At 43.4% G+C, this 22,297-nt stretch carries 18 protein-coding genes and 1 riboswitch; of the genes, 7 read left to right on the top strand and 11 right to left on the bottom strand.

The window, feature by feature from the left end; all coding sequences use genetic code 11:
- Window positions 1–99 precede the first annotated feature (99 nt).
- Together thrS and ytxC are read right to left on the bottom strand one after the other, a co-directional pair.
- Window positions 100–2,040, bottom strand: coding sequence for a threonine--tRNA ligase (gene thrS / locus GC093_RS02785; protein WP_171650336.1), 1,941 nt, complete (start codon window positions 2,038–2,040; stop codon window positions 100–102).
- Window positions 2,041–2,355: 315 nt separating this feature from the next.
- Entirely contained in the window at window positions 2,356–3,276 is a 921-nt protein-coding gene (gene ytxC, locus GC093_RS02780; protein WP_171650335.1) for a putative sporulation protein YtxC, read from the bottom strand.
- 131 nt (window positions 3,277–3,407) lie between these two features.
- Here ytxC and GC093_RS02775 point away from each other — a divergent pair, with 131 nt between their 5' ends.
- Complete coding sequence (locus tag GC093_RS02775) at window positions 3,408–4,517, top strand: GGDEF domain-containing protein (protein WP_171650334.1); 1,110 nt, start codon at window positions 3,408–3,410, stop codon at window positions 4,515–4,517.
- A gap of 32 nt (window positions 4,518–4,549) precedes the next feature.
- On the opposite strand, the gene mqnC is transcribed toward GC093_RS02775, so the two are convergent.
- The 5 genes from mqnC to metA form a co-directional block, all read right to left on the bottom strand.
- The gene (mqnC, locus tag GC093_RS02770; RefSeq protein WP_171650333.1) at window positions 4,550–5,686 is read right to left on the bottom strand and encodes a cyclic dehypoxanthinyl futalosine synthase; all 1,137 of its coding nucleotides are present in this window, start codon (window positions 5,684–5,686) and stop codon (window positions 4,550–4,552) included.
- A gap of 239 nt (window positions 5,687–5,925) precedes the next feature.
- A complete protein-coding gene (locus GC093_RS02765) occupies window positions 5,926–7,119 on the bottom strand; it encodes an EAL domain-containing protein (RefSeq protein WP_171650332.1) in 1,194 nt (397 codons plus the stop codon).
- 380 nt (window positions 7,120–7,499) lie between these two features.
- Window positions 7,500–8,675: a trans-sulfuration enzyme family protein gene (locus GC093_RS02760; protein ID WP_171650331.1), complete on the bottom strand. Its 1,176-nt coding sequence runs from the start codon at window positions 8,673–8,675 to the stop codon at window positions 7,500–7,502.
- Between the two features lie 3 nt (window positions 8,676–8,678).
- Window positions 8,679–9,860: an aminotransferase class I/II-fold pyridoxal phosphate-dependent enzyme gene (locus tag GC093_RS02755; RefSeq protein ID WP_171650330.1), complete on the bottom strand. Its 1,182-nt coding sequence runs from the start codon at window positions 9,858–9,860 to the stop codon at window positions 8,679–8,681.
- On the bottom strand, window positions 9,857–10,783 hold the full coding sequence (gene metA, locus GC093_RS02750; protein WP_171650329.1) for a homoserine O-acetyltransferase MetA: 927 nt from the start codon (window positions 10,781–10,783) through the stop codon (window positions 9,857–9,859). Before metA ends, GC093_RS02755 begins: the two co-directional genes overlap by 4 nt.
- A gap of 149 nt (window positions 10,784–10,932) precedes the next feature.
- Window positions 10,933–11,073, bottom strand: a riboswitch (SAM riboswitch).
- 690 nt (window positions 11,074–11,763) lie between these two features.
- On the opposite strand from metA, the gene corA reads away from it, so the two are divergent.
- The 3 genes from corA (at window position 11,764) to GC093_RS02735 (ending at window position 15,378) form a co-directional block, all read left to right on the top strand.
- Window positions 11,764–12,699 (top strand): magnesium/cobalt transporter CorA, encoded by a 936-nt coding sequence (corA, locus tag GC093_RS02745; RefSeq protein ID WP_171650328.1) that lies wholly within the window; start codon window positions 11,764–11,766, stop codon window positions 12,697–12,699.
- A gap of 195 nt (window positions 12,700–12,894) precedes the next feature.
- Window positions 12,895–14,868: a methyl-accepting chemotaxis protein gene (locus GC093_RS02740; protein WP_171650327.1), complete on the top strand. Its 1,974-nt coding sequence runs from the start codon at window positions 12,895–12,897 to the stop codon at window positions 14,866–14,868.
- A gap of 78 nt (window positions 14,869–14,946) precedes the next feature.
- Window positions 14,947–15,378 carry a universal stress protein gene (locus tag GC093_RS02735; protein ID WP_171650326.1) on the top strand — a complete coding sequence of 144 codons (432 nt, stop codon included), beginning with the start codon at window positions 14,947–14,949 and terminating at the stop codon, window positions 15,376–15,378.
- Window positions 15,379–15,534: 156 nt separating this feature from the next.
- On the opposite strand, the gene GC093_RS02730 is transcribed toward GC093_RS02735, so the two are convergent.
- Window positions 15,535–16,584 carry an HRDC domain-containing protein gene (locus GC093_RS02730; RefSeq protein ID WP_246313308.1) on the bottom strand — a complete coding sequence of 350 codons (1,050 nt, stop codon included), beginning with the start codon at window positions 16,582–16,584 and terminating at the stop codon, window positions 15,535–15,537.
- 196 nt (window positions 16,585–16,780) lie between these two features.
- Here GC093_RS02730 and GC093_RS02725 point away from each other — a divergent pair, with 196 nt between their 5' ends.
- Window positions 16,781–17,086 (top strand): hypothetical protein, encoded by a 306-nt coding sequence (locus tag GC093_RS02725; RefSeq protein ID WP_171650325.1) that lies wholly within the window; start codon window positions 16,781–16,783, stop codon window positions 17,084–17,086.
- A gap of 127 nt (window positions 17,087–17,213) precedes the next feature.
- On the opposite strand, the gene ilvD is transcribed toward GC093_RS02725, so the two are convergent.
- Window positions 17,214–18,899, bottom strand: a complete 1,686-nt coding sequence (gene ilvD, locus GC093_RS02720) for a dihydroxy-acid dehydratase (protein ID WP_171650324.1) — start codon at window positions 18,897–18,899, stop codon at window positions 17,214–17,216.
- 199 nt (window positions 18,900–19,098) lie between these two features.
- Between ilvD and GC093_RS02715 the strand changes: the two genes are divergently transcribed.
- Both GC093_RS02715 and GC093_RS02710 read left to right on the top strand, forming a co-directional pair.
- Complete coding sequence (locus GC093_RS02715) at window positions 19,099–19,392, top strand: DUF3055 domain-containing protein (RefSeq protein ID WP_171650323.1); 294 nt, start codon at window positions 19,099–19,101, stop codon at window positions 19,390–19,392.
- A gap of 123 nt (window positions 19,393–19,515) precedes the next feature.
- Window positions 19,516–20,178, top strand: coding sequence for a GOLPH3/VPS74 family protein (locus GC093_RS02710; RefSeq protein WP_171650322.1), 663 nt, complete (start codon window positions 19,516–19,518; stop codon window positions 20,176–20,178).
- A gap of 123 nt (window positions 20,179–20,301) precedes the next feature.
- Here the strand turns inward: GC093_RS02710 and GC093_RS02705 are convergent, their stop codons facing one another.
- Both GC093_RS02705 and GC093_RS02700 read right to left on the bottom strand, forming a co-directional pair.
- On the bottom strand, window positions 20,302–20,619 hold the full coding sequence (locus GC093_RS02705; RefSeq protein ID WP_171650321.1) for a cupin domain-containing protein: 318 nt from the start codon (window positions 20,617–20,619) through the stop codon (window positions 20,302–20,304).
- 280 nt (window positions 20,620–20,899) lie between these two features.
- The coding region (locus GC093_RS02700; protein WP_171650320.1) for an S-layer homology domain-containing protein at window positions 20,900–22,297 on the bottom strand (1,398 nt) is incomplete at its 5' end.

The raw sequence follows: 22,297 nt of genomic DNA, 5'->3' as shown, positions 1-22,297 counted from the left end.
TTGGTAACATTCATTCTATCTTGAATTGTTGAATCCATAAAAAAACAAGCCTCCGTCCCCACTTTGGCAGTGGTTTCGGAAGCTTGATCTTTACATCTATTAGTCGATTTGCTTTGTTCTTATTGCTGTTTCAATCATAGCCACGACACTATCCAAGCTCTGGATGCCCAGATCGCCTTCTCCGCGTCTACGAACAGACACACTTGAGCTATTCATTTCATTTTCTCCTACAACAAGCATATAAGGAATCTTCTCGAGCTGAGCCTCACGTATTTTATAGCCTAGCTTCTCGTTGCGAAGATCCGATTCCACTCGTACACCAGCAAGCTGAAGCTTCTCAGCGACCTCTTTAGCATAGCTTTCAAATGCTGTTGAAACCGGGATTACCTTGGCTTGTACCGGACATAACCAAGTTGGCAAAGCCCCTGCAAAATTTTCCAAAAGGAATGCAGTCATTCGTTCCATCGTAGAGATGACGCCGCGGTGGATAACCACAGGACGATGCTTCTGTCCATCATCTCCGACGTATTCAAGCTCGAAACGCTCTGGCAGCAAGAAGTCAAGCTGAGCTGTCCCCAGAGTTTCTTCCTTTTTCAGAGCAGTTTTGATCTGCACATCGAGCTTTGGACCATAGAAAGCAGCTTCGCCTTCCGCTTCATAGAACGGCAAGCCCAATTCCTCAACCACCTCACGAAGCATACGTTGAGACATTTCCCACATTTCGTCATTCGGGAAGTATTTCTCTGTATCCTTAGGATCCCGGTAGGACAAACGGAAACGGTAATCCTTAATACCGAAGTCTTCATAAACGTGACGAATCAAGTTAACTACTCGTGCAAACTCTTCTTTAATTTGATCCGGGCGGCAGAATATATGCGCATCATTCAATGTCATGGCTCTAACTCGGTGAAGCCCTGTCAAAGCACCTGACATTTCGTAACGATGCATGGTTCCAAGCTCAGCTATTCGTACGGGAAGATCTCTGTAGCTGCGCATATCGCTTTTATATACCATCATATGATGGGGACAGTTCATTGGACGAAGGACAAGCTCTTCATTGTCCATAATCATTTTCGGGAACATATCCTCCTGGTAGTGCTCCCAGTGACCTGATGTTTTGTATAACTCAACGTTAGCAAGCACCGGTGTGTACACATGCTGGTAGCCCAATCTTTCTTCCAAATCAACAATATATCGTTCCATAGTACGGCGTAATTTAGCACCATGCGGCAGCCATAACGGCAATCCTTGTCCCACTTCACGGGAGAAAGTGAACATTTTCAATTCCTTGCCCAGCTTGCGGTGATCACGCTTTTTAGCTTCCTCCAGCAGGTGCAGGTGCTCATCTAGATCAGCCTTTTTCGGAAAAGCTGTTCCGTATATACGTTGAAGCATTTTATTCTTAGAATCCCCGCGCCAGTAAGCCCCTGCTACACTTAGAAGCTTAAAGGCTTTAATGCGTCCTGTTGAAGGCAAGTGAGGTCCACGGCAGAGGTCAAAAAACTCCCCTTGATCATAAATAGTCAATTCAGCATCTTCCGGTAAATCACGGATTAATTCAAGCTTTAATGGATCCTCAAGCTCAGTAAAGATACGATTGGCCTCTTCTCGGCTAACCACACGTCTGCGGATTGGCAGATTTTCTTGAGCAACCTTCTCCATTTCCTTCTCGATCTTGACCAGATCGTCCGGAGTCAGCGGTGTTTCCAGGTCAATATCGTAATAAAAGCCATCTTCGATCACAGGACCGATTCCGAGCTTTACTGCCTTCTCACCATAGATGCGTTTAATCGCCTGTGCCATTAGATGGGCTGTACTGTGTCGATATACCTCCAGGCCATCCTCGCTGTCCAGTGTCACAATGGATATAGCAGCATCCTGCTCCAATGGTGTGTTCAGGTCTACAGCTTTTCCATTAATTTTACCAATCACTGAATTTTTCTTAAGTCCTGAGCTGATCGAACCGGCAATTTCTTCAATTGTGATTCCTTGCTCATACTCTTTTACTGCTCCATCCGGAAAAGTTACTTTTACTGCCATTTTGTTTCAGCTCCTATTCTTTTTATGCAAGCAAAAAAGCGCATCATCCCAGAAAGGGACGAGTGCGCTTGGTCTCGTGGTTCCACCCTAATTCGATTCGCAGTCTTTCCTGATTAAGCAGGTTGAAACAACGAATCCTCAATAAGCATCTGATAACGGAAATGAACCGGAGAAATTTACTAGTCAGGCAAAAAACACCTGCGTTCCATCTCCCAACTACAAAGGGGTAAATGAATGTCGTTTAACTGAAGGAGATTACAGCCAAGTCTCCTCTCTCTGTGCAGCACTTCATCATTGTTGTCTTTGATTTCAGTCTTATCCCTTATTATAATCAGATGCAGCCGAGCGGTCAAGATTTTGGCATAACCTACAATATTCACAAATCTCAACACGATTTTCAAAAATTTGCTTAATCGTTTGGATAATTTGTACATCTGGATCTCTTGTGTGAATATAAATAAGCTGTGGGGATACAGAAATTAGCGTACTTACGATGACATCCTCAAAATTAATGTCTTTTTCAAGCATTTCGATGGTCAAAGTTGTATCGCCTGTTGTATCGATTTTTTCCATTTCTTCGTTTAAAAGCAAGAACTCATTGCCGCCTTTATGTATTAAATGGGCAAGCGGTATTTTGGCTTCCTGAATGTATACAAAATATTGTAGCAGCGAGATGAACTCCCGATATTGTTGATCCATTAAAAACTCATCTATGGCATACTCCGCCATTTCCCGGAGCTCTTCCCTATATTCATTTAGACGAAATTTCATGAAGCCGTCGATGTTCAACACTGTATTTTCCTGCATAAAAGTGTAGATGCTCAAGCGGATTTTTTCCTTACGGTGCAGCACCAGTTCTCGCTGCTCCCAGCTTTCGTCCGTCCTCTCCATATGCAGCATTTGTCTGTAATAACTTAGGATCGAGCTAATATCATTTTCTTGCTTGTAATCAAATTCTTTCAAAATCAGAGCCTTCAGCAATTCCTCTTCTTTATCACTTATAATCCAATCTGCAACTTTCTCAGAAACTTTCTGAAGAAGCGCGTCCATACGTTTGTCCAATTGAAATCGCGGCATGACTCCATTAACTTCAATTACAGAACAAATTTTATCTTGCTTTAGGTCAATTACTGCATTTTGTTTATAAGAATCCCATACCGCAGCTGCTATCGATTCTTGAAGACGTTGAACCGATTCGTCCGGTACTTTCATTAAAGTCAAAGCAAACAGCTTCATACCATTCACTCCCTTCTTACCTAATAGCTCTTACTTAAAGTATATGGTCACTTGAAGGCATATATACAAACAACAATTTCCCATGGTATAGTTAAGTAATTAGAAAGCCGCAATAATGGAGTGACAACTGAATGGGGTTTGACTTTATACAATTGGTTAACTTGCCTCTATGGAACCGTAAGCTATTAAACGGTTATTGGATTATTATAGGCCTTGCTGTTTTGTTCTCCATTGTGAGTAATGTGATTAGTTATTTTACCAAGCAATACGATTCGATACCGATAATCACTCTTGGAGTCGTGTGGATTCTTGGGGTGGCAGTTTTGGAGGCGGCCAATTATTGGCTGAAGAGAGGGCATGATTATCTCATTATTACGGGTGCCTTCATTATTCCTGACAGTCTGATTTATGTATTTCCTGAAGACAGCGTTTTATTAACAACGTTGTACCTTCCCATTCTAATCTCCGTATTATATTTTCAGTTCCGTAAGGTTATTTTCTCAGCAATCCTTAGTTTAATTAGCTTCTTCGCACTTTACGTATTGTGCTTACGTGAGACGGCCTTGTATTCAACAAATGACCTCATTATTATGACCTGTGTTCTTCTCTGCGGCGCAATTGTTGCATTAAGTGTTATGAGCCGCGGGTCTGAGCTGTTGAAGCATTTGCAAACTTCACTCGCATCTAGCCAAGATCTTCTTGTGAAAAATGTAATCATGGACAAGCTAATAAAAACCGATGCACTAACCGGATTATATAATCACATGTCCTTCCATGAATATTTGGACAAGTTAATTGAGCAAGGGGAGAAATACGATCTTTCTTTCCAACTAGCAGTTCTGGATATTGATCACTTCAAGAAGGTAAACGATACCTTCGGTCACCGAGCAGGCGATGCTGTACTGAAGAAGGTCGCACATTCTATAACATCGCTGGTTTCACCCAACGATTTTACAGCGCGTTATGGCGGCGAGGAATTTGCTGTTATTTTTACAGATATCGAATTGAATGAAACTCTGATCAATCTCGAGAACATTCGTACCTACATTGAAGAGCAGCATCATGAGGAACTGAAGGGCAGTGCGGTAACTATCAGTATCGGTGTTCAAGATTATGAAAAGGGCTGTACCAAGGAAGCACTCTTCACAGGAGCCGATCAGGCATTATATGAAGCGAAAAGAACTGGACGCAACCGAACGGTGGTCCACGATCCACAAAAAGAAACAACGAACTCGAATTAATCGGGTTCGTTGTTTTTTTATTATCATTTCTATTAATTTTGCATCATAAAGTCGTTTTCAATCTTTTCATTTACATCGTCAAACACGCGGATAATGTCATACTTAGTATTGCGCTGTGCAGGGATTTTACCTGCTTCACGGATGATGTCCAAAGTAGATGAAATATTAACCTTGTGCGTGGTACCAGCGGCGGAAACAACATTCTCCTCAATCATGGTAGAACCAAAATCGTTGCAGCCATAATGAAGGGATTGCTTCCCAACCTCAGGTCCCATTGTTACCCAAGAAGATTGGAAGTTAGGGATGTTATCCAGCATGATCCGGCTGATCGCGACATTTTTCAGATAATCTTGAGGCCCCAGCTTCTCAGCTTTCAAATTGGTATTATCGGGTTGAAACAACCAAGAGATAAAGGCTAGAAATCCAGGTGTCTTATGCTTATTGGCAATGCATTCGTCTTGCGCGTCACGAATCCGAAGCAAGTGAAGCGCGCGCTCCTCCATGGATTCACCAAAACCAATTACCATGGTACCTGTGGTATGCATACCGATTTTATGAGCCGTTTGCATTACGTCCATCCAATCACGCCAGGACCCTTTCAGACGACTGATCTTTCTACGCGTACGATCATCCAATATTTCAGCGCCCCCGCCAGGCAATGAATCTAATCCAGCCTCGTGCAGCTCGCGCATAACCTCTTCAAGCGTAAGCCCGTCCGATACATCCTTCATCTTCAAAATTTCTGCTGGAGAGAAAGAGTGCATTTGAATGGAAAACCGCTTCTTAATCTCGCGAAGAATGTTTGTATAGTAAGTAAACGGAAGGTTCGGGTTCGTACCGCCCTGCATCAATATCTCCGTACCGCCAACATCCAACGTCTCTTGAATTTTATTGAAGATAGTCTCGTCCGATAGAACGTAACCCTCTTTAGAACCAGGAGCACGGTAGAAGGCACAAAACTTACAGTACACATCGCAAATATTAGTGTAATTGACATTACGACCAATAACGAATGTAGTTATCGGCTCCGGATGGTGCTTGAGCATAATTTGATTGGCTACATGTCCCATTTTCTCAATCTGGTCAGATTCATATAATTCGATGCAGTCCTCAAGACTGATACGGTTTCCTGCTAAAGCACTATCAAGGATGCGGTCAACGGAACTCATCCTGCTCACTCCTTTTATTCTGGCTATATGTTTTGTATACGAAGAAAATCATCTAAACTATCGTACCATAAACGAAGAGCTTAGTCATTAAAGAAATCCTCAGAAGTGCAGAGAGCTATCGTTGTAATAACCCGTTGCATAGGTAGGTAATCGATTATCTATAAATGCCTTATTAACAAACAAGAGATTACCCCGAGTAAATGGCTCTTCGGTAATCTCTTGTTTTAGTACATATCGTATTAGGCGCTATAAACTTGACGATTCCCTCTTATCTTCTCTTTCACCAATCGAAACTGTTGGGTCCGATCTTGATCGGCAACGAAAGGCTCCGGTCTTGCGAAATAAAAGCCTTGCCCCATCTGTACCTGCATTTCATACAAAATATCAGCTTCTTCTTGCCTTTCAACACCCTCAGCAATAACTTGGCAATTGATATTTTCCGCAAAATGAAGCATAGCGCGAAGAAGCGACTGTTTCACTTCGAACTTATCGATATTTTGGATAAGCGACCTATCGATCTTAATGATGTCGGGTACCAGCTCCGAGATTGTTTGTAGACTCGAGTACCCTGCACCAGCATCATCAACAGCAAAACGAAAGCCATGAGAGCGGTATTTGGTTAATAAATGACCCATGTACTCAAAGTTACGGATGGCATGGCGCTCTGTGATCTCTAAGACGATCTGCGAGGGTGAAATTTCCGGATGCTGAGCCATTACAGCAAGCAGTTGATTCAGAAAAAGTGGATGGCACAAAGTAACAGGAGTGATGTTGATGAACACTTGCTCGCGGATGTGTCGTACGGCAATTTCATTAAAAGCTTTCTTGATAACCAAGAACTCCATTTTCGATAATAAATCAGCCTGATAAGCAAAATCAAACAGTTCCACAGGAGAGTGAAAAGGAGTATTATGCGGACCTCGTGTCAAAATCTCCCACCCGAATATTTCACCCGTGTTTAAATTCATAATCGGCTGCGTCAGCACCGAAATATTCTCCGTATGTATAATATCAACTAAGTGCTGCCTGGATTTAGTGAAATGAGCTGGCAGTTTCTTCGTTGCAATCGAATGGGCATAATGGTAGGCACTATGTATGGCCGCTTCTGTATTTTCAATATCCTGATTGATCATATAGCAGCCGGTCTGGAATGTGTATGATGCCTCTTCATGAAATCGGGCAGGCAAGCGCAATCTACGTTCTAACTCATTCCGAAGCAGTATAGATTTGCGGTGCAGCTCGTCATAGGAAAAGCCTTGATGCTCCTTTATGAAAATACAGAAATTTTCACCGCCGAATTGCTTAATTCCAAGAATATCTTGTTTCTTAAAAAACGAGGGAATCACTTCCCGCATAGTTAAGCGTATGTGCTTTTGCAAGTTCTGGATAAAAGAGTGGGGATATGTAGCAAAAAGATGATGAAAATCTTCCATATAAAGCAAAATTAAACCGCAACTACCGCCTTGACGCCGGTATTGTTGAAGGATCGATACTATTGGATCTCGCAGTGAAAAATCAGGGGGGAAATACTTCAATGACTTGTTGGAGAAAGGTAAGTAACAAATCAATTTAAATTTTTCTTTCCATTTATAAAAAGAAAGTAAGGACATTGTATCCCCCATTTTGCCGCCAACAATTGTTGGAAATTTGAAATTAATCATATCATGAGTTAACCATTAGTGAATAGTATGAATCACCAAAAAACAGCGCTTTCAGAATAAAAATGATGCCGAAGAACTAAGTAATTGCTCAAAAAACATAAACAAACAGCCGAAGAATGTCAATTACCATTCCTTCGGCTGAAAAACTGACATTATTCGTCAAATGACAATGCATGCTCCAGATCGGCTATCAAGTCCTCAATACTCTCAAGACCTACTGAATATCGAATTAAACCATCCGTAATTCCTCGCTCTAATCGAACCTCTCTTGGCATTGCCGCATGAGACATCATGGCTGGGTAGGACAGTATACTTTCCACAGCACCCAGACTGACTGCAACCAATGGAATCTCGACCTTGCTTAATACCTTTTTGGCACGTTCTCCTGAGCCTACGTCAAAGGATACAACTGCGCCGTACCCAAGAGATTGTTTCTCATGAATGGCTCGGCCCGGATGACCCGGCAACCCCGGATAATAAACGGTTTCTACTTCAGGATGCTCTGTAAGCCATTCAGCCAATCGGAGCGCACTTTTCTCATGGGCATCCATGCGGGTTTTCAGGGTTTTCATTCCACGCATTAACAGCCATGAATCCGATACTCCAAGAATGGTTCCAAGCCCGTTCTGCAGCTGCTTCATACGTAATCCTAAGCTATCATTGGCAACAACGGCGAGACCGGCAGTGACATCACTATGTCCGCCCAAAAACTTGGTTGCACTATGCAGTACAATATCAACGCCATGTTCAATAGGACGTTGATGATACGGAGTCATGAACGTATTGTCTAGCAGCGTTAGAAGGTCGTGCTGCTTAGCCCATGCTGTAATCGCACCAATATCAGTAATCTTAAGTGTAGGGTTAGACGGAGTTTCCATGAATACAGCCTTTGTATTCGGCTTGAGCGCAGCCTTTACCTTGTCCAGATCCGTCATATCGACAAAGGTTGTCTCAACATTCATCCGTGTCATGATCGTACTCAACAGACGATAGGTACCGCCGTAGACGTCTTCTGTGCAGATGATATGATCACCTGACGAAAGCAGCATGGCAGCAGCCGAAATAGCCGCCATACCGGATGCGAAAGCAAAACCGCGCGTTCCGCCCTCCAGCACCGCAATGTAGTCCTCAAGAGCTTGCCGTGTCGGATTTCCTGAACGTGTGTAATCAAATTCCTGCTGATCATCCAGAGCTTCTTGATGGAAAGTCGAAGCTTGATAAATTGGAGTGCTGGAAGCTCCTGTAGTTGAATCGATGGCTCTATTAAAATGAATGAGCTTCGTTGCGAATTGACGCTCAGCTTGTCCTTCCGTGCGTTTGCGTGCCATCGACTAAACCCCCTCGACTTCCGCTTGTGCCAGATCAATCGCTCTAGACAGATCAGCAATCAGGTCGTCCACATGCTCAATGCCGACTGAATAACGAAGCAACCGGTCATCCACACCAATTTGACGGCGTATTTCTTCAGGAATATCCGCATGGGTTTGGATCGCAGGGTAAGTCATAAGCGACTCCACTCCTCCCAGACTTTCTGCGAAAGCAATTAATTTAATATGTCGTAATATCGGTTCTATGAATCGGGCATCTTTAAGCTTAAAGGAGAATATACCCGTGTTGCCTGAAGATTGCCTCTTCTGAATTTCATGGCCTGGATGGCTCTCCAAGGCCGGATAGTAAACATCCTCCACCTGCGGATGCTGCAGCAGGAAATGAGCCATTTTTGTAGCGTTATATTGATGGCGTTCCATGCGGATTGCCAGAGTCTTCATACCTCTCATTAACAACCAGCTGTCCTGAGCGCCTAGAACGGCTCCCATGGAGTTATGTAAGAATGCCATTTGCTCTGAGAGTTCCTTGCCCTTAGTTACAATTAGCCCGGCAAGCACATCGTTGTGTCCACCCAAATATTTCGTCGCACTATGAATAACGATGTCGGCTCCGAGTTCAATAGGGCGTTGGAAGAAAGGAGTTAACAAAGTGTTATCGACAATCGATAAGATGCCTTTCTTCTTAGCCCAACCACATACGAGCTCAAGGTCAGTAATCATCATCAACGGGTTAGTTGGTGTTTCGATCAGCACCGCTTTGGTATTCGCCGTATAATGCGACTCCAATGCATCCAGATCATTCGTATCCACATACGTAGCTGTTACACCAAAGCGGGACATGATTTTCTCCAGCAAACGATAAGTGCCTCCATATAAATCAAGGGAAACAATCAGGTGATCGCCTTGACTGAACAAAGCAAAGATGGTTTGCAGCGCAGCCATACCCGAGCTGCAGGCAAAGCCCGCGTCACCAGATTCCAGCTGTGCGATAGCTTCCTCCAGCACCTTGCGCGTGGGGCTTTTCGTACGTGCATAATCAAAGCCAGTGCTTTGACCCAGCTGTGGATGGCGGAAAGCTGTTGCTTGATAGATCGGGAAGCTAACCGCTCCTGTAACTGGCTCCTCTATGGAACCGATTTGAGCCAATCGACTCTCGATTTTCAAATCTTTATTTTGTTCGTTCATATAGAAAAGTCCTCCTTGTGTAAATCATACGGGGTTTCTTGGTACACATAGTAGTTCAACCAATTCGAGAACAGCAGGTTCGCATGAGCTCTCCACGAAACAAGAGGTGGCTGCGATGGATCATCGTTAGGATAGTAGTTTTTTGGCACCTTTACTTCCATTCCTTTGTTCACATCACGGTCATATTCAACCTTCAATGTACATGCATCATATTCAGAATGGCCAGTTACGAAAATATGCTTGCCATCCTTAGTTCCAACTATATAAACGCCGGCCTCAGGAGACTCCGATAATATTTCAAGATGAGGCACCTTTTCGATATCCTCTTTACGAACCTCGGTATGACGGGATTGCGGTACCAGGAACATTTCGTCAAATCCACGCAGTAATTTAACATTTTGCTTGCTGGTCACATGCGGGAATACGCCGAACATTTTTTCATCCAAACCGTATTTGGGTATACCAAAGTGATAATAAAGTCCCGCCTGCGCTGCCCAACAAATATGCAAAGTTGAAGTAACGTTACTTCGGCTCCATTTCAAAATTTGCTTCAGTTCTTCCCAGTAGGTTACATCTTCAAATTCTAGCTGCTCAACAGGTGCTCCAGTGATGATAAGACCATCGAATTTCTCATGCCTAATATCCTCGAAAGTTTTATAAAATTGTTCCAAATGTTCAGCAGAAGTATTCTTAGAAGTATGCGTTCCTGGATGCAGCAGCACAAACTCCAATTGCAGCGGTGTATTCCCAATTAATCGCAATATCTGCGTTTCCGTTGTTTCTTTGGTTGGCATCAAATTCAATATGGCAATCCTCAAGGGGCGGATATCCTGGTGATAAGCCACCGTCTCATCCATCACGAATATGTTTTCATTTAATAGGATGTCCTTTGCTGGCAAGTAATCGGGAATTTTAATAGGCATGTGTAAATCACTCCTTTAAGTGGTTTCGTAGAAAGTTTGCTTCGTAAGCATTATCTCCGTTGTATATCATCGAAATTCCGCAAAAAGGCACAAAAAAGGCCTTTTTCGCGCGAACGAGAAAGGCCTTGTTATATACTTAACAATGTCCTCTCTCATCTCCCAGAAGCTTAAAGCTTCCGCAAGAATTAGCACCGTGCATTCTTCTATCTACACGCTGTTAGCGTATTGACAAAAGTTTGTCGGTTGCCGGGTGTCATCGGGCTAGTCCCTCCACCTGCTCTTGATAAGAGTTTAAATCTAAAGTTTTATGAAGTTGTCATCCGAATCGTTCAGCTTACGCTGATTATAAGATTCGGATGTTATAAGAAAAGCTTTCAATCGATGCTTATTCGACGAAGATTCATTCGTGTATAAGCAGTTGCTTTTCTTGAAACATCTGAATCATTCAGCTTACGCTGATTATAAGATTCGAATGTTATAGCAATACTTTATACGAAAACTTCTTTAACGTCAAGCGGTCAAAATATGTTGAAACGTTAAAGCTATCCGCCCATTCTGAGCACCATCTCCCCCCTTTTTTGCATACAATATTATAAATACAAAAAACATATATAATCCATTCATTTCACCTTGATGTGTGGAAAATGAAGGGTTATACTAGACAAGTATTCGACAACATTGGCAAAGGGGTGCAGCAATCGAATGGACGGAGACCCGAGGAGTAGTATCTGCGTTCAAGTACAACCGAATATTTCGTTTGGAATGCAGTCGGCTTACGCCGCCGATTCGCTTGCGCCGAACAGACCTTAGCCGTTTCATTATGCTTTTAACTGTTGATATTATCCTATTTACCTAAGGAGCTGTCTCGCACGAATCGACGACGTTTCTTCTGTGCTGTATTCCTCACGGTTACAGTGCAACCATGACTTCAGACAAAAAGAAGCTTGGTTGTCACTTATCTATGTGAAGGGGTGAGGCAGATGAAAACACGTTTGGTGCAGGACGGTATTTTTACGTTGATTGAAGATGTAACTCATGCGATGGAAGCGCCGGAACACGGCTTTTATTGGATTGATGCGGACACAGAAGATTTGGAGATTCTGCAGCCTTTATTCCATCTTCATGAATTGGCTGTAGAGGACTGCTTGACCGAAGAGGAGCAACGTCCCAAAATCGAACTCTACGATTCTAATTATTTCATAGTGATTAACAGCATTCGTTTTGATGACGAAGAAATCTTTCTGCGAGCTCTGAACATTTTTCTTGGCAAGCATTACATCATCACGGTTACACGTCAAAAAATTAATGAGCTGCGAGCGTTAAAGCCGATATTGTGGGAGGAAGAGGTTGCTGCGCCGGACCGGTTCCTTTACCATCTGATGGATCTTGTAGTCGATAATTATACCAGCGTTGGCGATCGGATTGAAGTTAAGATCGAGAAGCTGGAAGAAGATATATTAATGCACACGAAGAAATCTCACTTGAACGAAATCATCGGTTTGCGTAGTGAAATTTTATGGTTGAAGAAGGTACTCGTTCCACAGAAAGAAGTCATTTCTACTTTAAACAAAAAGGAACTAAGATTGATCAGCGAGCCGCTCAAAAAATATTTTGGAGACATCTACGAAAATGCCGTCAAAATCTCAGAGACATTCGATACTTTCCGCGATCTGATGGGCAACTTACGTGAGGCCTACCAATCCAGTCTGGCCAACCGAGCGAATGAAATCATGCGAGTTTTTACGGCATTGACTACCATATTCATGCCGCTAACATTTATCACCGGAATTTATGGAATGAACTTCGAGTATATCCCAGGTATTCATTGGGAATACGGTGGCTTGGCAGCCGTTATTTTCATGTTCTTTGTGGGTATATCTATGCTGGTATTATTCCGTAAAAAGGATTGGCTGTGAGTCACCGTTTCAACAAAGCTTCTACCTAGGCATTCAGCCGAAGGTCGAGGCTTTTTTTCTATGAAAAATGACATCATATTGTCGCGCAAGAAATATTTGTCGAATTATGTTTATTTTTGTAGAAAATTGTCGCATAAACAACTATAATATTCCTTATTACCCATACTAATCACAGTGTGAAAGAAGGAATGAACGTTGAAAATAGCCAACTATAAATTAAACTCCGTTAAAAACCGTCTAATCATCACCTCTTTAATTATTCTCATTATCCCCAGCTTATGTATTGGCCTGTTATCCTATCAAAGCGCAAAGACAGAATTGGAAAATAAAATGATCGCCTCTACAAAAGAAACCATTGAAATGACCAACAATACCATCGATCAATACATCGCTCCTGTCATGAGGGATGTGGACTTACTCTCCTCACAAATCACATCTTCTTCTGTAGACAAAAAAGATCCAGTTACCCGAAGCTTGATTGAAGGCTTTATAGCCAAACACCCCGAGCTTGAGCTAGTCACATTAGGAAACCAAAATGGTGCATGGATGAAGGCGCCTGATCCAGGCCCACAAAATTATGATCCTAGAACAAGAGACTGGTATATCGCTTCCATGAAAAATAAAGGACAAGTCAACATTTCCTCTCCTTATGTATCTGCCACTACTAAGAACATGGTAATTTCGGTTTCAAAAACCTTCGGTGACGGAAACGGAATGATCGCAGTAAATCTTGATTTATCGAAGCTAGGGGCTCTTCTGAACCAAGTAAAGATCGGTTCTCGCGGTTACATATATTCACTTGATCAGACGAGCAGGTATATCTCTCATCCGACCGTCAAACCAGGTGAAGAGGCTATTGAAGATTATTATAAGGACGTTATGAATAATGATAGCGGTGTCATTAGTTATGATAAGGATGGCCAAAAAAAAGAGGGCTTCTTTACTACAAATAAAATGACCGGTTGGAAAATTATTGGTGCCATTCTAGTAGACGAGTTCAGTGAGGCATCACAGCCTATCTTACACAAAACGATGGCGGTTATTGCCGTTGCTCTTATCGCATCAGGTATTTTAATCTTTTTCATGGTTCGATCAATCATAATGCCATTAGGATTATTGAGAAAAGGGACAAGCAGCATTAAAGACGGTGACCTTACCCAACGTGTGCAGTTACATCATAAGGATGAGTTTGGCGAGCTGGCGAAGGATTTTAACGATATGGCCGACTCCTTACAGGCTCTTGTCAGTGAAATAGGAGAAACCTCCATGCAGCTCGCCTCCTCCTCACAGGAAATGACTGCAACCATTGAACAAACAGAAGAGTCCGCAGAGCATGTTACAAAAGCCATTGTACAAATCGCACTCGCAGCGGAAACACAGTCACAAACAACGGACGAAACGGCAAAAGCCATGGAAGAAATGGCAGTAGGCATACAGCGAATTGCTGAAGCCGCGGGAACCATCGTTGATTCCGTACTAAAGGCCAAGCAAGATGTAAGTACAGGCAGCGAAACCATTCAACAAGTAAAAGAACAAATGTCGAATATTAAAATCTCAGTGAATGAATCTTCAACTATTATCAGTGACCTCTCGCAGTCATCCCATCATATCCGTGAAATGAATTCAGTTATTACGGAAATCGCGAGTCAGACGAACTTGTTGTCTCTGAATGCCGCTATTGAAGCCGCTCGTGCGGGAGAAGGCGGAAAAGGGTTCGCAGTTGTTGCCAGTGAGATCAGAAAGCTTGCTGACCAATCCAAAACAAGCGCAGATAGCATCAATTCCGTCATTTCCGAAATGCTCGCAATGATCGAGAAAGCTGGTCAGGTAATGAACAATAAAGTAACTATTGAAGTTGATAAAGGCTTGCTTGTTACGGAAAAAGCAAACCAAGCATTTATCGAGATTGCGCGCTCTGCCAATGATACGGTGAGTCAAATCCATGACATCTCAGCAATAGCAGAGGAAATGTCAGCCAGCTCGGAGCAAGTAGCTTCTTCCGTTGTCGAAATATCCACAATGTCTTTGGCATCAGCAGGCCATACACAGAATATTTCTGCGGCTTCGGAAGAACAGCTTGCATCTATGCAGGAAATAACCTCCTCCTCCGAGGAATTAGCAAGAATGGCTGAGAAAATGCAAAAAGTAGTGGAAAAGTTTACTGTATAACTTATTTCATTCAGCTCAGTTTCGAAATATTCTGAATGGTTTAATAATATAAATAAACAGAATAATGAGGTGATAGCCATGTTTAACAAAATATTGGTTGCCTATGACGGTTCTGAAACCGCAACGAACGCATTGAATAAAGCTATCGAAATGAAAATGACACTAAAGGATTCATTTCTTGAAGTCGTACATGTATTTCAAATGGTTACTGCGGTACTTGGTGATGCGGTATTAACCGCGCCAATAATGGTGCAAGACGAGCTGTATGAAGCCGCAGAAGTAATAGCTAATGAAGCCAAGCAGCAAGTCGCCCACCTTCCTTTTGCATCAGCAACTTTATTAGACGGAGGACCTCCAGCCAAAGTTATTTTGAACTATGCGGATGAGCATCAATTTGATCTTATCATTACAGGCAGCAGAGGTTTAGGCACTTTTAAGGAGCTGCTGCTGGGCAGTGTAAGCTATGAAATTGTACAGCATGCCAAGATACCCGTAATGATCGTTAAATAAATGCGCCGATACGAACTGACACATTCGTCTGAAAGAGTATTTCCCTTAATTGTTGACCGAATAACCTGACAAGATCATAATTGCTATAACAAAAAAGGCTTTTCACCTCAGCAAGTATAGGGTGAAAAGCCTTTCTTATTCAATCATCAATGTCCTTTAGCCCGCTTCAGCCTGCCTCACCATATTCACGCGGCGAAACTTCATCCGCAGCACCCTCAGCCATTCATAAATACGGTCCACTTCTTTAGCTTCAAGCTCATCTTGCTTGTACAAAGCTTGAAGTACAGGCTTTAAATAACGGTCTCCTTGCAGCTCAAAGGCAGCCCAAGCCAGTTCCTGCTCCTCAGCAGATACATCTAAAAGCATACGTTCAATGTATGGCTCCAGATCATAGCCTTCCCGATCTAACTCCTCAATCCACAGCAGCAAATCTCTTCGCTGCAGCTGTGTCTGCTCTCGCAAAGCGTCCAAGCTATCTCCGCGCGTTATAGCTTCAAGAAGCTTACGCTTGGTATCCCGCTTATTCTGCTCCGCCTTCAGCTTACGGTCCTTCTCATGCTGCACCCATGCATTAAACTTGGCAGGGTCGACCTGCGATTCTACCCAATTCAGTGGGAACGTAGTTCCTCGTTCGTGCTTTTGGGTAAATTCGAGCAGATCATTGCCATAAGCTGTGATCTTGTTTGCACCTAAGCCGGGCAGCTGCTGCAGCTCCTCTGTGGTGTGTGGAAGAAAGGTGCAGATCATCCGCAGCAAGCGGTTCGTAGCTACCAAGAATGGCGACTTGCTCTCTAGGTCTGACTGCTTTAACCGCCACTGTCGCAGCTGCTCGTATAGCTCCTCGTTCACATGGAGCTCACTATAATAATGCAGCAACTGAATTTGCGCTGATCTACTTTCAAGATTTACAGCTTCCGTCTGGATTATGCCATCGAATACGGGGATGAATCCATCACATTGTTTAGTAAAAATGTTTGTTCGAAAAACAGTTAACATCTCTTCTAAGCTGATCCCTTCATACCAGGATTCATGATGAAATACAGCGTCCTCCTCCGTTTCCTTCCAATTCACAAACCAATACCCTTGACTTTCACTTATGGAAACCTGAGCACTTCGTACCTGATCCTTCCCCACCTTCTTCTCCAAACTGTTCAAAAACAACATATTCAACAAGCATCCCTCCACCCTTGTATTATTCAAACGCAAAAAGCACCCCTCCTACTAAAACTAAAGTAAGAGAGGTGCTTCCTCAACGGTTTGAAATTATTTCCATTTTAGCATAATAAGTGGATCCTAGCAATATAAAAAAGAGAATTAGATCGAAATACGGCGAAAAATGGATAATGACTCATTCAATGGACATCCTATTCACAAAACACCATAGGAGGAGGCGTCTGCAGCTATGAGCTTTTTTCAAAAGAAAGACAAATTCATCGAAGAGGACCGTAACAAATATACCGATCTGGCAACGGTGGAATCCCAGCGCAATGACCTTATTGCCGAGGAGTTTCCTGAAGGTCCGTATGGCTCCAGTATAATAGCTGAGTCCCTTGGCAAAAGTACACCCTGGCGAGAGGACCAACGCCCGCCAAACCAGTTTACCTATGAGAACCGCGAGCTGCACGCAGGTATTTCCCGTGATTACCCCGGGGCGCATCCAACCCATGACTCTTCAGCCGATGACCAAGTTGAAAATATTGAAGACTAAACAATCGATACTTTGAGAACCAACAAAGTGATCTTCATGAATTAGGATAACCATTTAACTGCATTGAAGTTAATGCAAAAAAGACAGGAGGGACATCCCTGTCCTCCTGCCTTATCCTGTATAGATATTAGATCTTCATAACTCCGCCAGTACTTGCGGAAGTAACCAATTTCGAATAGCGAGCCAAGTAACCTGTTTTAACCTTCGGCTCAAAGCCCTTCCAGTTCGCCTTACGAGCTTCCATCTCTTCATCAGAGATTTGAAGGTCAATCGTACGATTAACCAGATCCAATTCAATGATATCGCCGTCTTCAACGAACGCTATTGGACCGCCTTCAGCCGCTTCCGGTGAGATATGACCTAGACTAATTCCGCGAGAAGCACCAGAGAATCGACCGTCTGTGATAAGAGCTACTTTAGCGCCGAGACCCATTCCAACGATTTGTGAGGTAGGTGCAAGCATTTCCGGCATTCCTGGTCCACCCTTCGGACCTTCATAACGGATTACAACAACATGTCCTTCTTTTACCTTGCCGTTAGCAATTCCTGACAAAGCTTCATCCTGAGACTCGAAGCAAATAGCAGGTCCTTTATGGTAGCCGCCAACCTCTTTATCGACTGCTCCTACTTTAATAATGCTTCCGTGAGGAGCAATATTACCAAATAATACAGCCAATCCGCCTTGCTCACTGTGAGGATTGTCCAATGGATGGATAACGTCCTTATTCAAAATTTCGCAACCAGCCACGTTCTCGCGAAGCGTTTTACCGGTTACGGTGATGCAATCCCCATTCAATGCGCCTGGTTTCTTCAACAGCTCATTGATAATTGCACTTACGCCGCCAGCATTGTGAACATCTTCAATGTGATAATCGGAAGCCGGAGCAATCTTCGCCAAGTGAGGCACTCGTTTGGCTACTTCGTTGATACGCTCAATCGGATATTCAAATCCTGCTTCATGTGCAAGAGCCAGTGTGTGAAGAACCGTGTTTGTTGAACCACCCATCGCCATATCAAGAGCAAATGCGTTATCGATAGCTTCCAAAGTAACGATATCACGCGGCTTAATATCCAGCTTGATAAGCTCCATAAGTTGCTTAGCGGAGCGCTTAACAAATTCCTTGCGTTCTTCTGCTACGGCAAGAATCGTTCCGTTACCTGGAAGCGCAAGGCCAAGACCTTCTGCCAAACAGTTCATTGAGTTGGCTGTGAACATACCTGAACAGGAACCGCATGTAGGACAACCATATTGTTCAAGCTCCGTCAAATCTGCTTCTTCAATTTTCCCAGCTTGGTAAGCTCCTACACCCTCAAACACAGAGGATAGCGAGATAGACTTACCGTTCTTGTCTTTACCCGCTTTCATAGGGCCGCCACTGACGAACATAGTCGGAATGTTGACGCGCAATGCTCCCATCATCATACCCGGAGTGATTTTGTCACAGTTTGGAATACAAACCATGCCATCGAACCAATGGGCAGCTACTACAGTTTCAAGGGAATCCGCAATAATTTCGCGGCTTGGCAGCGAATAACGCATCCCGATATGGCCCATAGCAATTCCGTCATCTACACCGATTGTATTAAATTCAAAGGGTACGCCGCCCGCTTCGCGGATAGCTTCCTTAACAATTTTCCCGAACTCCTGAAGATGAACATGACCAGGAACAATATCAATGTAAGAGTTACAAACAGCAATAAAAGGCTTGTCGAAATCTTCCTCTTTGACGCCTGCTGCACGCAGCAAACTGCGATGCGGTGCGCGATCAAAGCCTTTTTTAATCATATCACTTCTCATTTTAGTTTTAGACATTTCAAGTACGGCCTCCCGTTTCTTATAAGGTCAATTACATAGTACTCATGATGCTTGTATTCTTTAAATTCTATCATGTTTGACAGCAAATGAAAACGTTAAGTAGCGAAATAGATCTGCTATCCTTTTGCCGGAACTCCAATGTTCATGTATAATCAGGGTACACTGCTATTATGACTGAACGGAGTGACATGAAATTATGTATGATTTCGATTATTTATACGATACGAACGAGGAAACAACCACCCGCTTTGTCTGCTTTGTGGGTGCATCGTTGCACCGGTTCGATTTAGCTATCACTAACACGAACCGTTTTTTTGGAAAGAAGCTCATTACCGATTTGCAATCGGGACGTACAGCCGTTATCGGTCCTGATGATTTGCAGGAAGAAGGCTATCTGGAGCATGTATACAAGATCACCGAAGAAGAAGCCGTTGAACTAACTGAATTCCTGTCGCAAATTGTTGGCACCATTAATTTCACAGACATCTGATCTGATCGGGTCCACCCGAAAGACCGGGCAAGCTGCGTATTAGCAGTTGGCAGCGGTCTTTTTTTATAATGAAACGGTTTCGCTCAGAAGCAATATAGCTTCATACAGAAGTGGAGGGATGTCATGCAATTATCTGTATCTGAACAATTTACCCTGCTAGCTTTGGACAATAGCTCTGGCCTATTCAACAAACAACTGTCGGGAATGCTCGGATTTTATTTGGCAGCATCGGGCCTGCTGGAGTTAATGCTGTCGGATACCATCCGGCTTACCAGCAACGATCAAGTGATGTTTAACAAAGCACAACCTGCAGGATCTCTATCCCATTTGGATTTAATTACCTATAAAATAAAAAAGAAACCCCAACCCGATTCCATCAAAAATTGGATTGTCTCCCTCTACACATGGAACAGCCGAACTATACAACAGCAATTAACCGAATCAATGGAAGCACAGGGACTCATGGAAAAGCATCAAAAGAAATGGTTATCACTCCTTCCGTTCACCTACTGGAAGGTATCAGAGAGTATGAAGGAATCCCTCGTCCAACGACTAAGAAATGATTTATTAAGAGAAGGAGTCATGAGCAATGAGATGCTCTCTATAGCTCTGCTTGCTGCCCATTCTAAAATTTTGAACGATTATTTGTATAGCGAGGAAATTGAACTAGTGAAGCAGCGGCTCGCCCTTCTCCAAACAAATCATGATTCGCCTGCAATTCTATTTTGGTACAGTCAAGTAAAACGGGCTTACACGGAAGCAGCGGCTTCTTCATGGTCCATCTAAGACGAATTACCGTTTTTAACAAATAAAAAACAGAGCTGCACCAGCCCCAACAACATCAGGAAGGTACCCGCTCTGTTTTTTAATGCAACCGCTTGTCCAAATCGGACGCCTGCCAAATTCAAATTATCGTTTAACCAAATCTTCCCGAACCGGAGTAAATGTATCCAGCAGGATGCTAGGTTCCAAAGCCTTGGCACCGTGTTTAGCTCCACTTGGGATAAAGATAGTTTCCCCAACGCCAATCACTGTCTTTTGTCCGTCGATCGTAAATTCGATCTTCCCTTTAATTAAGTAGGACAGCTGCTCATGAGGATGGCTGTGCTCGTATCCTTCGGCGTTCTCTTCAAAATGAACTTCCATCATCATAATCGTTTTACCTGGTTCAAAAATTTTCCGTTTTACGCCAGGCTCCGCATTTTCCCATACACCAATATTGCTCATTCCTATGTACCTCCCATGTAATAAATAAGTGTACTCCATACTATTGTCTTGCAATTGTTCATGTGTATAAATTCATATTAATTATACCGCAACCACCAGGGCGATGGCTATTGCTCGAACAATAGCTGACATTTCATTTCATACCCAACATCCGGAGCCACTCCATACAATTGAATAACCCTTATCCTTAAGAGTACTCTATATGTGGCCGCGGATGCTTGGGATTTTTTTAGATTATGTTGTATCTTTTTAATATATTTGCCAACTGAAATGACCTTCCCTACCGAGTAAACGAAAGCACGGAAAGCACTCTGGATAACATAACCGCACTTTGGGCACGGGTAGCAACATCGAAAGGCGCGAAACTATCGGTAGATACGCCTTCCATCAGTTTCATGCCGGTCAAGCGGTGAACTGCCTCTTGTGCCCAGTCCGCTATTTTCTCCTGATCAGCAAACAGAGACTGCTTATTGACTGGCTCTTGATCCTTGCTCCCTGCGAATTGAATAGCGCGATAGATCATAAGTGCCATCTCCTGCCGGCTAATGGTTTGATCGGGACGGAAGCTGCTGTCTTCATATCCACTCACAATACGGGATCCTACAGCCGCTGCAACGGAACCACGGTACCATGCATCGCTTGGGATATCCTTGAAGCTGAGCTCGCTTGACAGATCGGCATTCTCTAATCCAAGAAGGCGGGTGATGAGTGCAGCGAATTCAGCACGCGTAACAGGTTCATTCGGACTGAATGCCTCCGATGTCACCCCTTGAACAATTCGTTTGTTGGCCATTTTCTGAATGTCGGCTTTGGCCCAGTGATTCTCAATATCCTTGAAGGAAAGTGGATTGTCTATCAGCATGTAAGTACTGTTCGTTCTGCTGTAAATAGTCACTTCATTGCCTTTTGCAGAAAATGGTACCGGCGAGTAGCTCACCTTACCGCTACTATCGGTCGAAACGCGGACTGCAGCCAGACTCCCATCATTGAATGGGCTCTCCGATTTGATACTCCTAGCTACATACTGGGTAAATGAATCGATATTCAACGTTTTTCCATCTGACGAAGATACCTGCACTGTAAAATCTACTGCGCCAAGCACCTTAATTCCGGATGCTCCAGCACGCTGCTCGGCGCCATCGTTCCTGCTAATAATGATCTCAAGCTGCATATCTTCGCGTTTGACGTTCAATTGTGCTGCCCATTGGAGGATGTGAATTTGCTGGATCGGCAGCAGATACGTACCTAGCTTGGTATCAATCGAAATAGTCTGAATCGATTGGGCATCAATTATTTTTTGCAACGCTTTACTGTCCAGCTTAATATTCACTTGTTCGGCCTCCCGGCTATCAACCGAGATGGTAAGCAAACCTGATTTTATGTTTTGCAAAGCCTTTTCAACCTGTCCTTCGTTTACAATTGTAAACGCCACCGGCTTGCCATCCATGGTTTTGATTTCCGTTACTCCTGTAGCTCCCGTAACTGCTGTATCAGCAATACTTGAGGAAGTTCCGCCTGGGTTCCGGTTACGGGAACTGTCTGATCCAAGTCGTTTAACTATCACTGTATACGTTTTGGCTGATTTATTCGCAGCTGTAACTATCACTTGAATCGGGTTATCTCCTACGTTCAAGCTCAGCCCACTATAAGTTGCTCCGCTCACACTTGCAATACCGTT

Source organism: Paenibacillus foliorum (genome assembly GCF_013141765.1).
GTDB classification, from domain to species: domain Bacteria; phylum Bacillota; class Bacilli; order Paenibacillales; family NBRC-103111; genus Paenibacillus_S; species Paenibacillus_S foliorum.
This window is presented reverse-complemented; position numbering and strand designations above follow the sequence as displayed.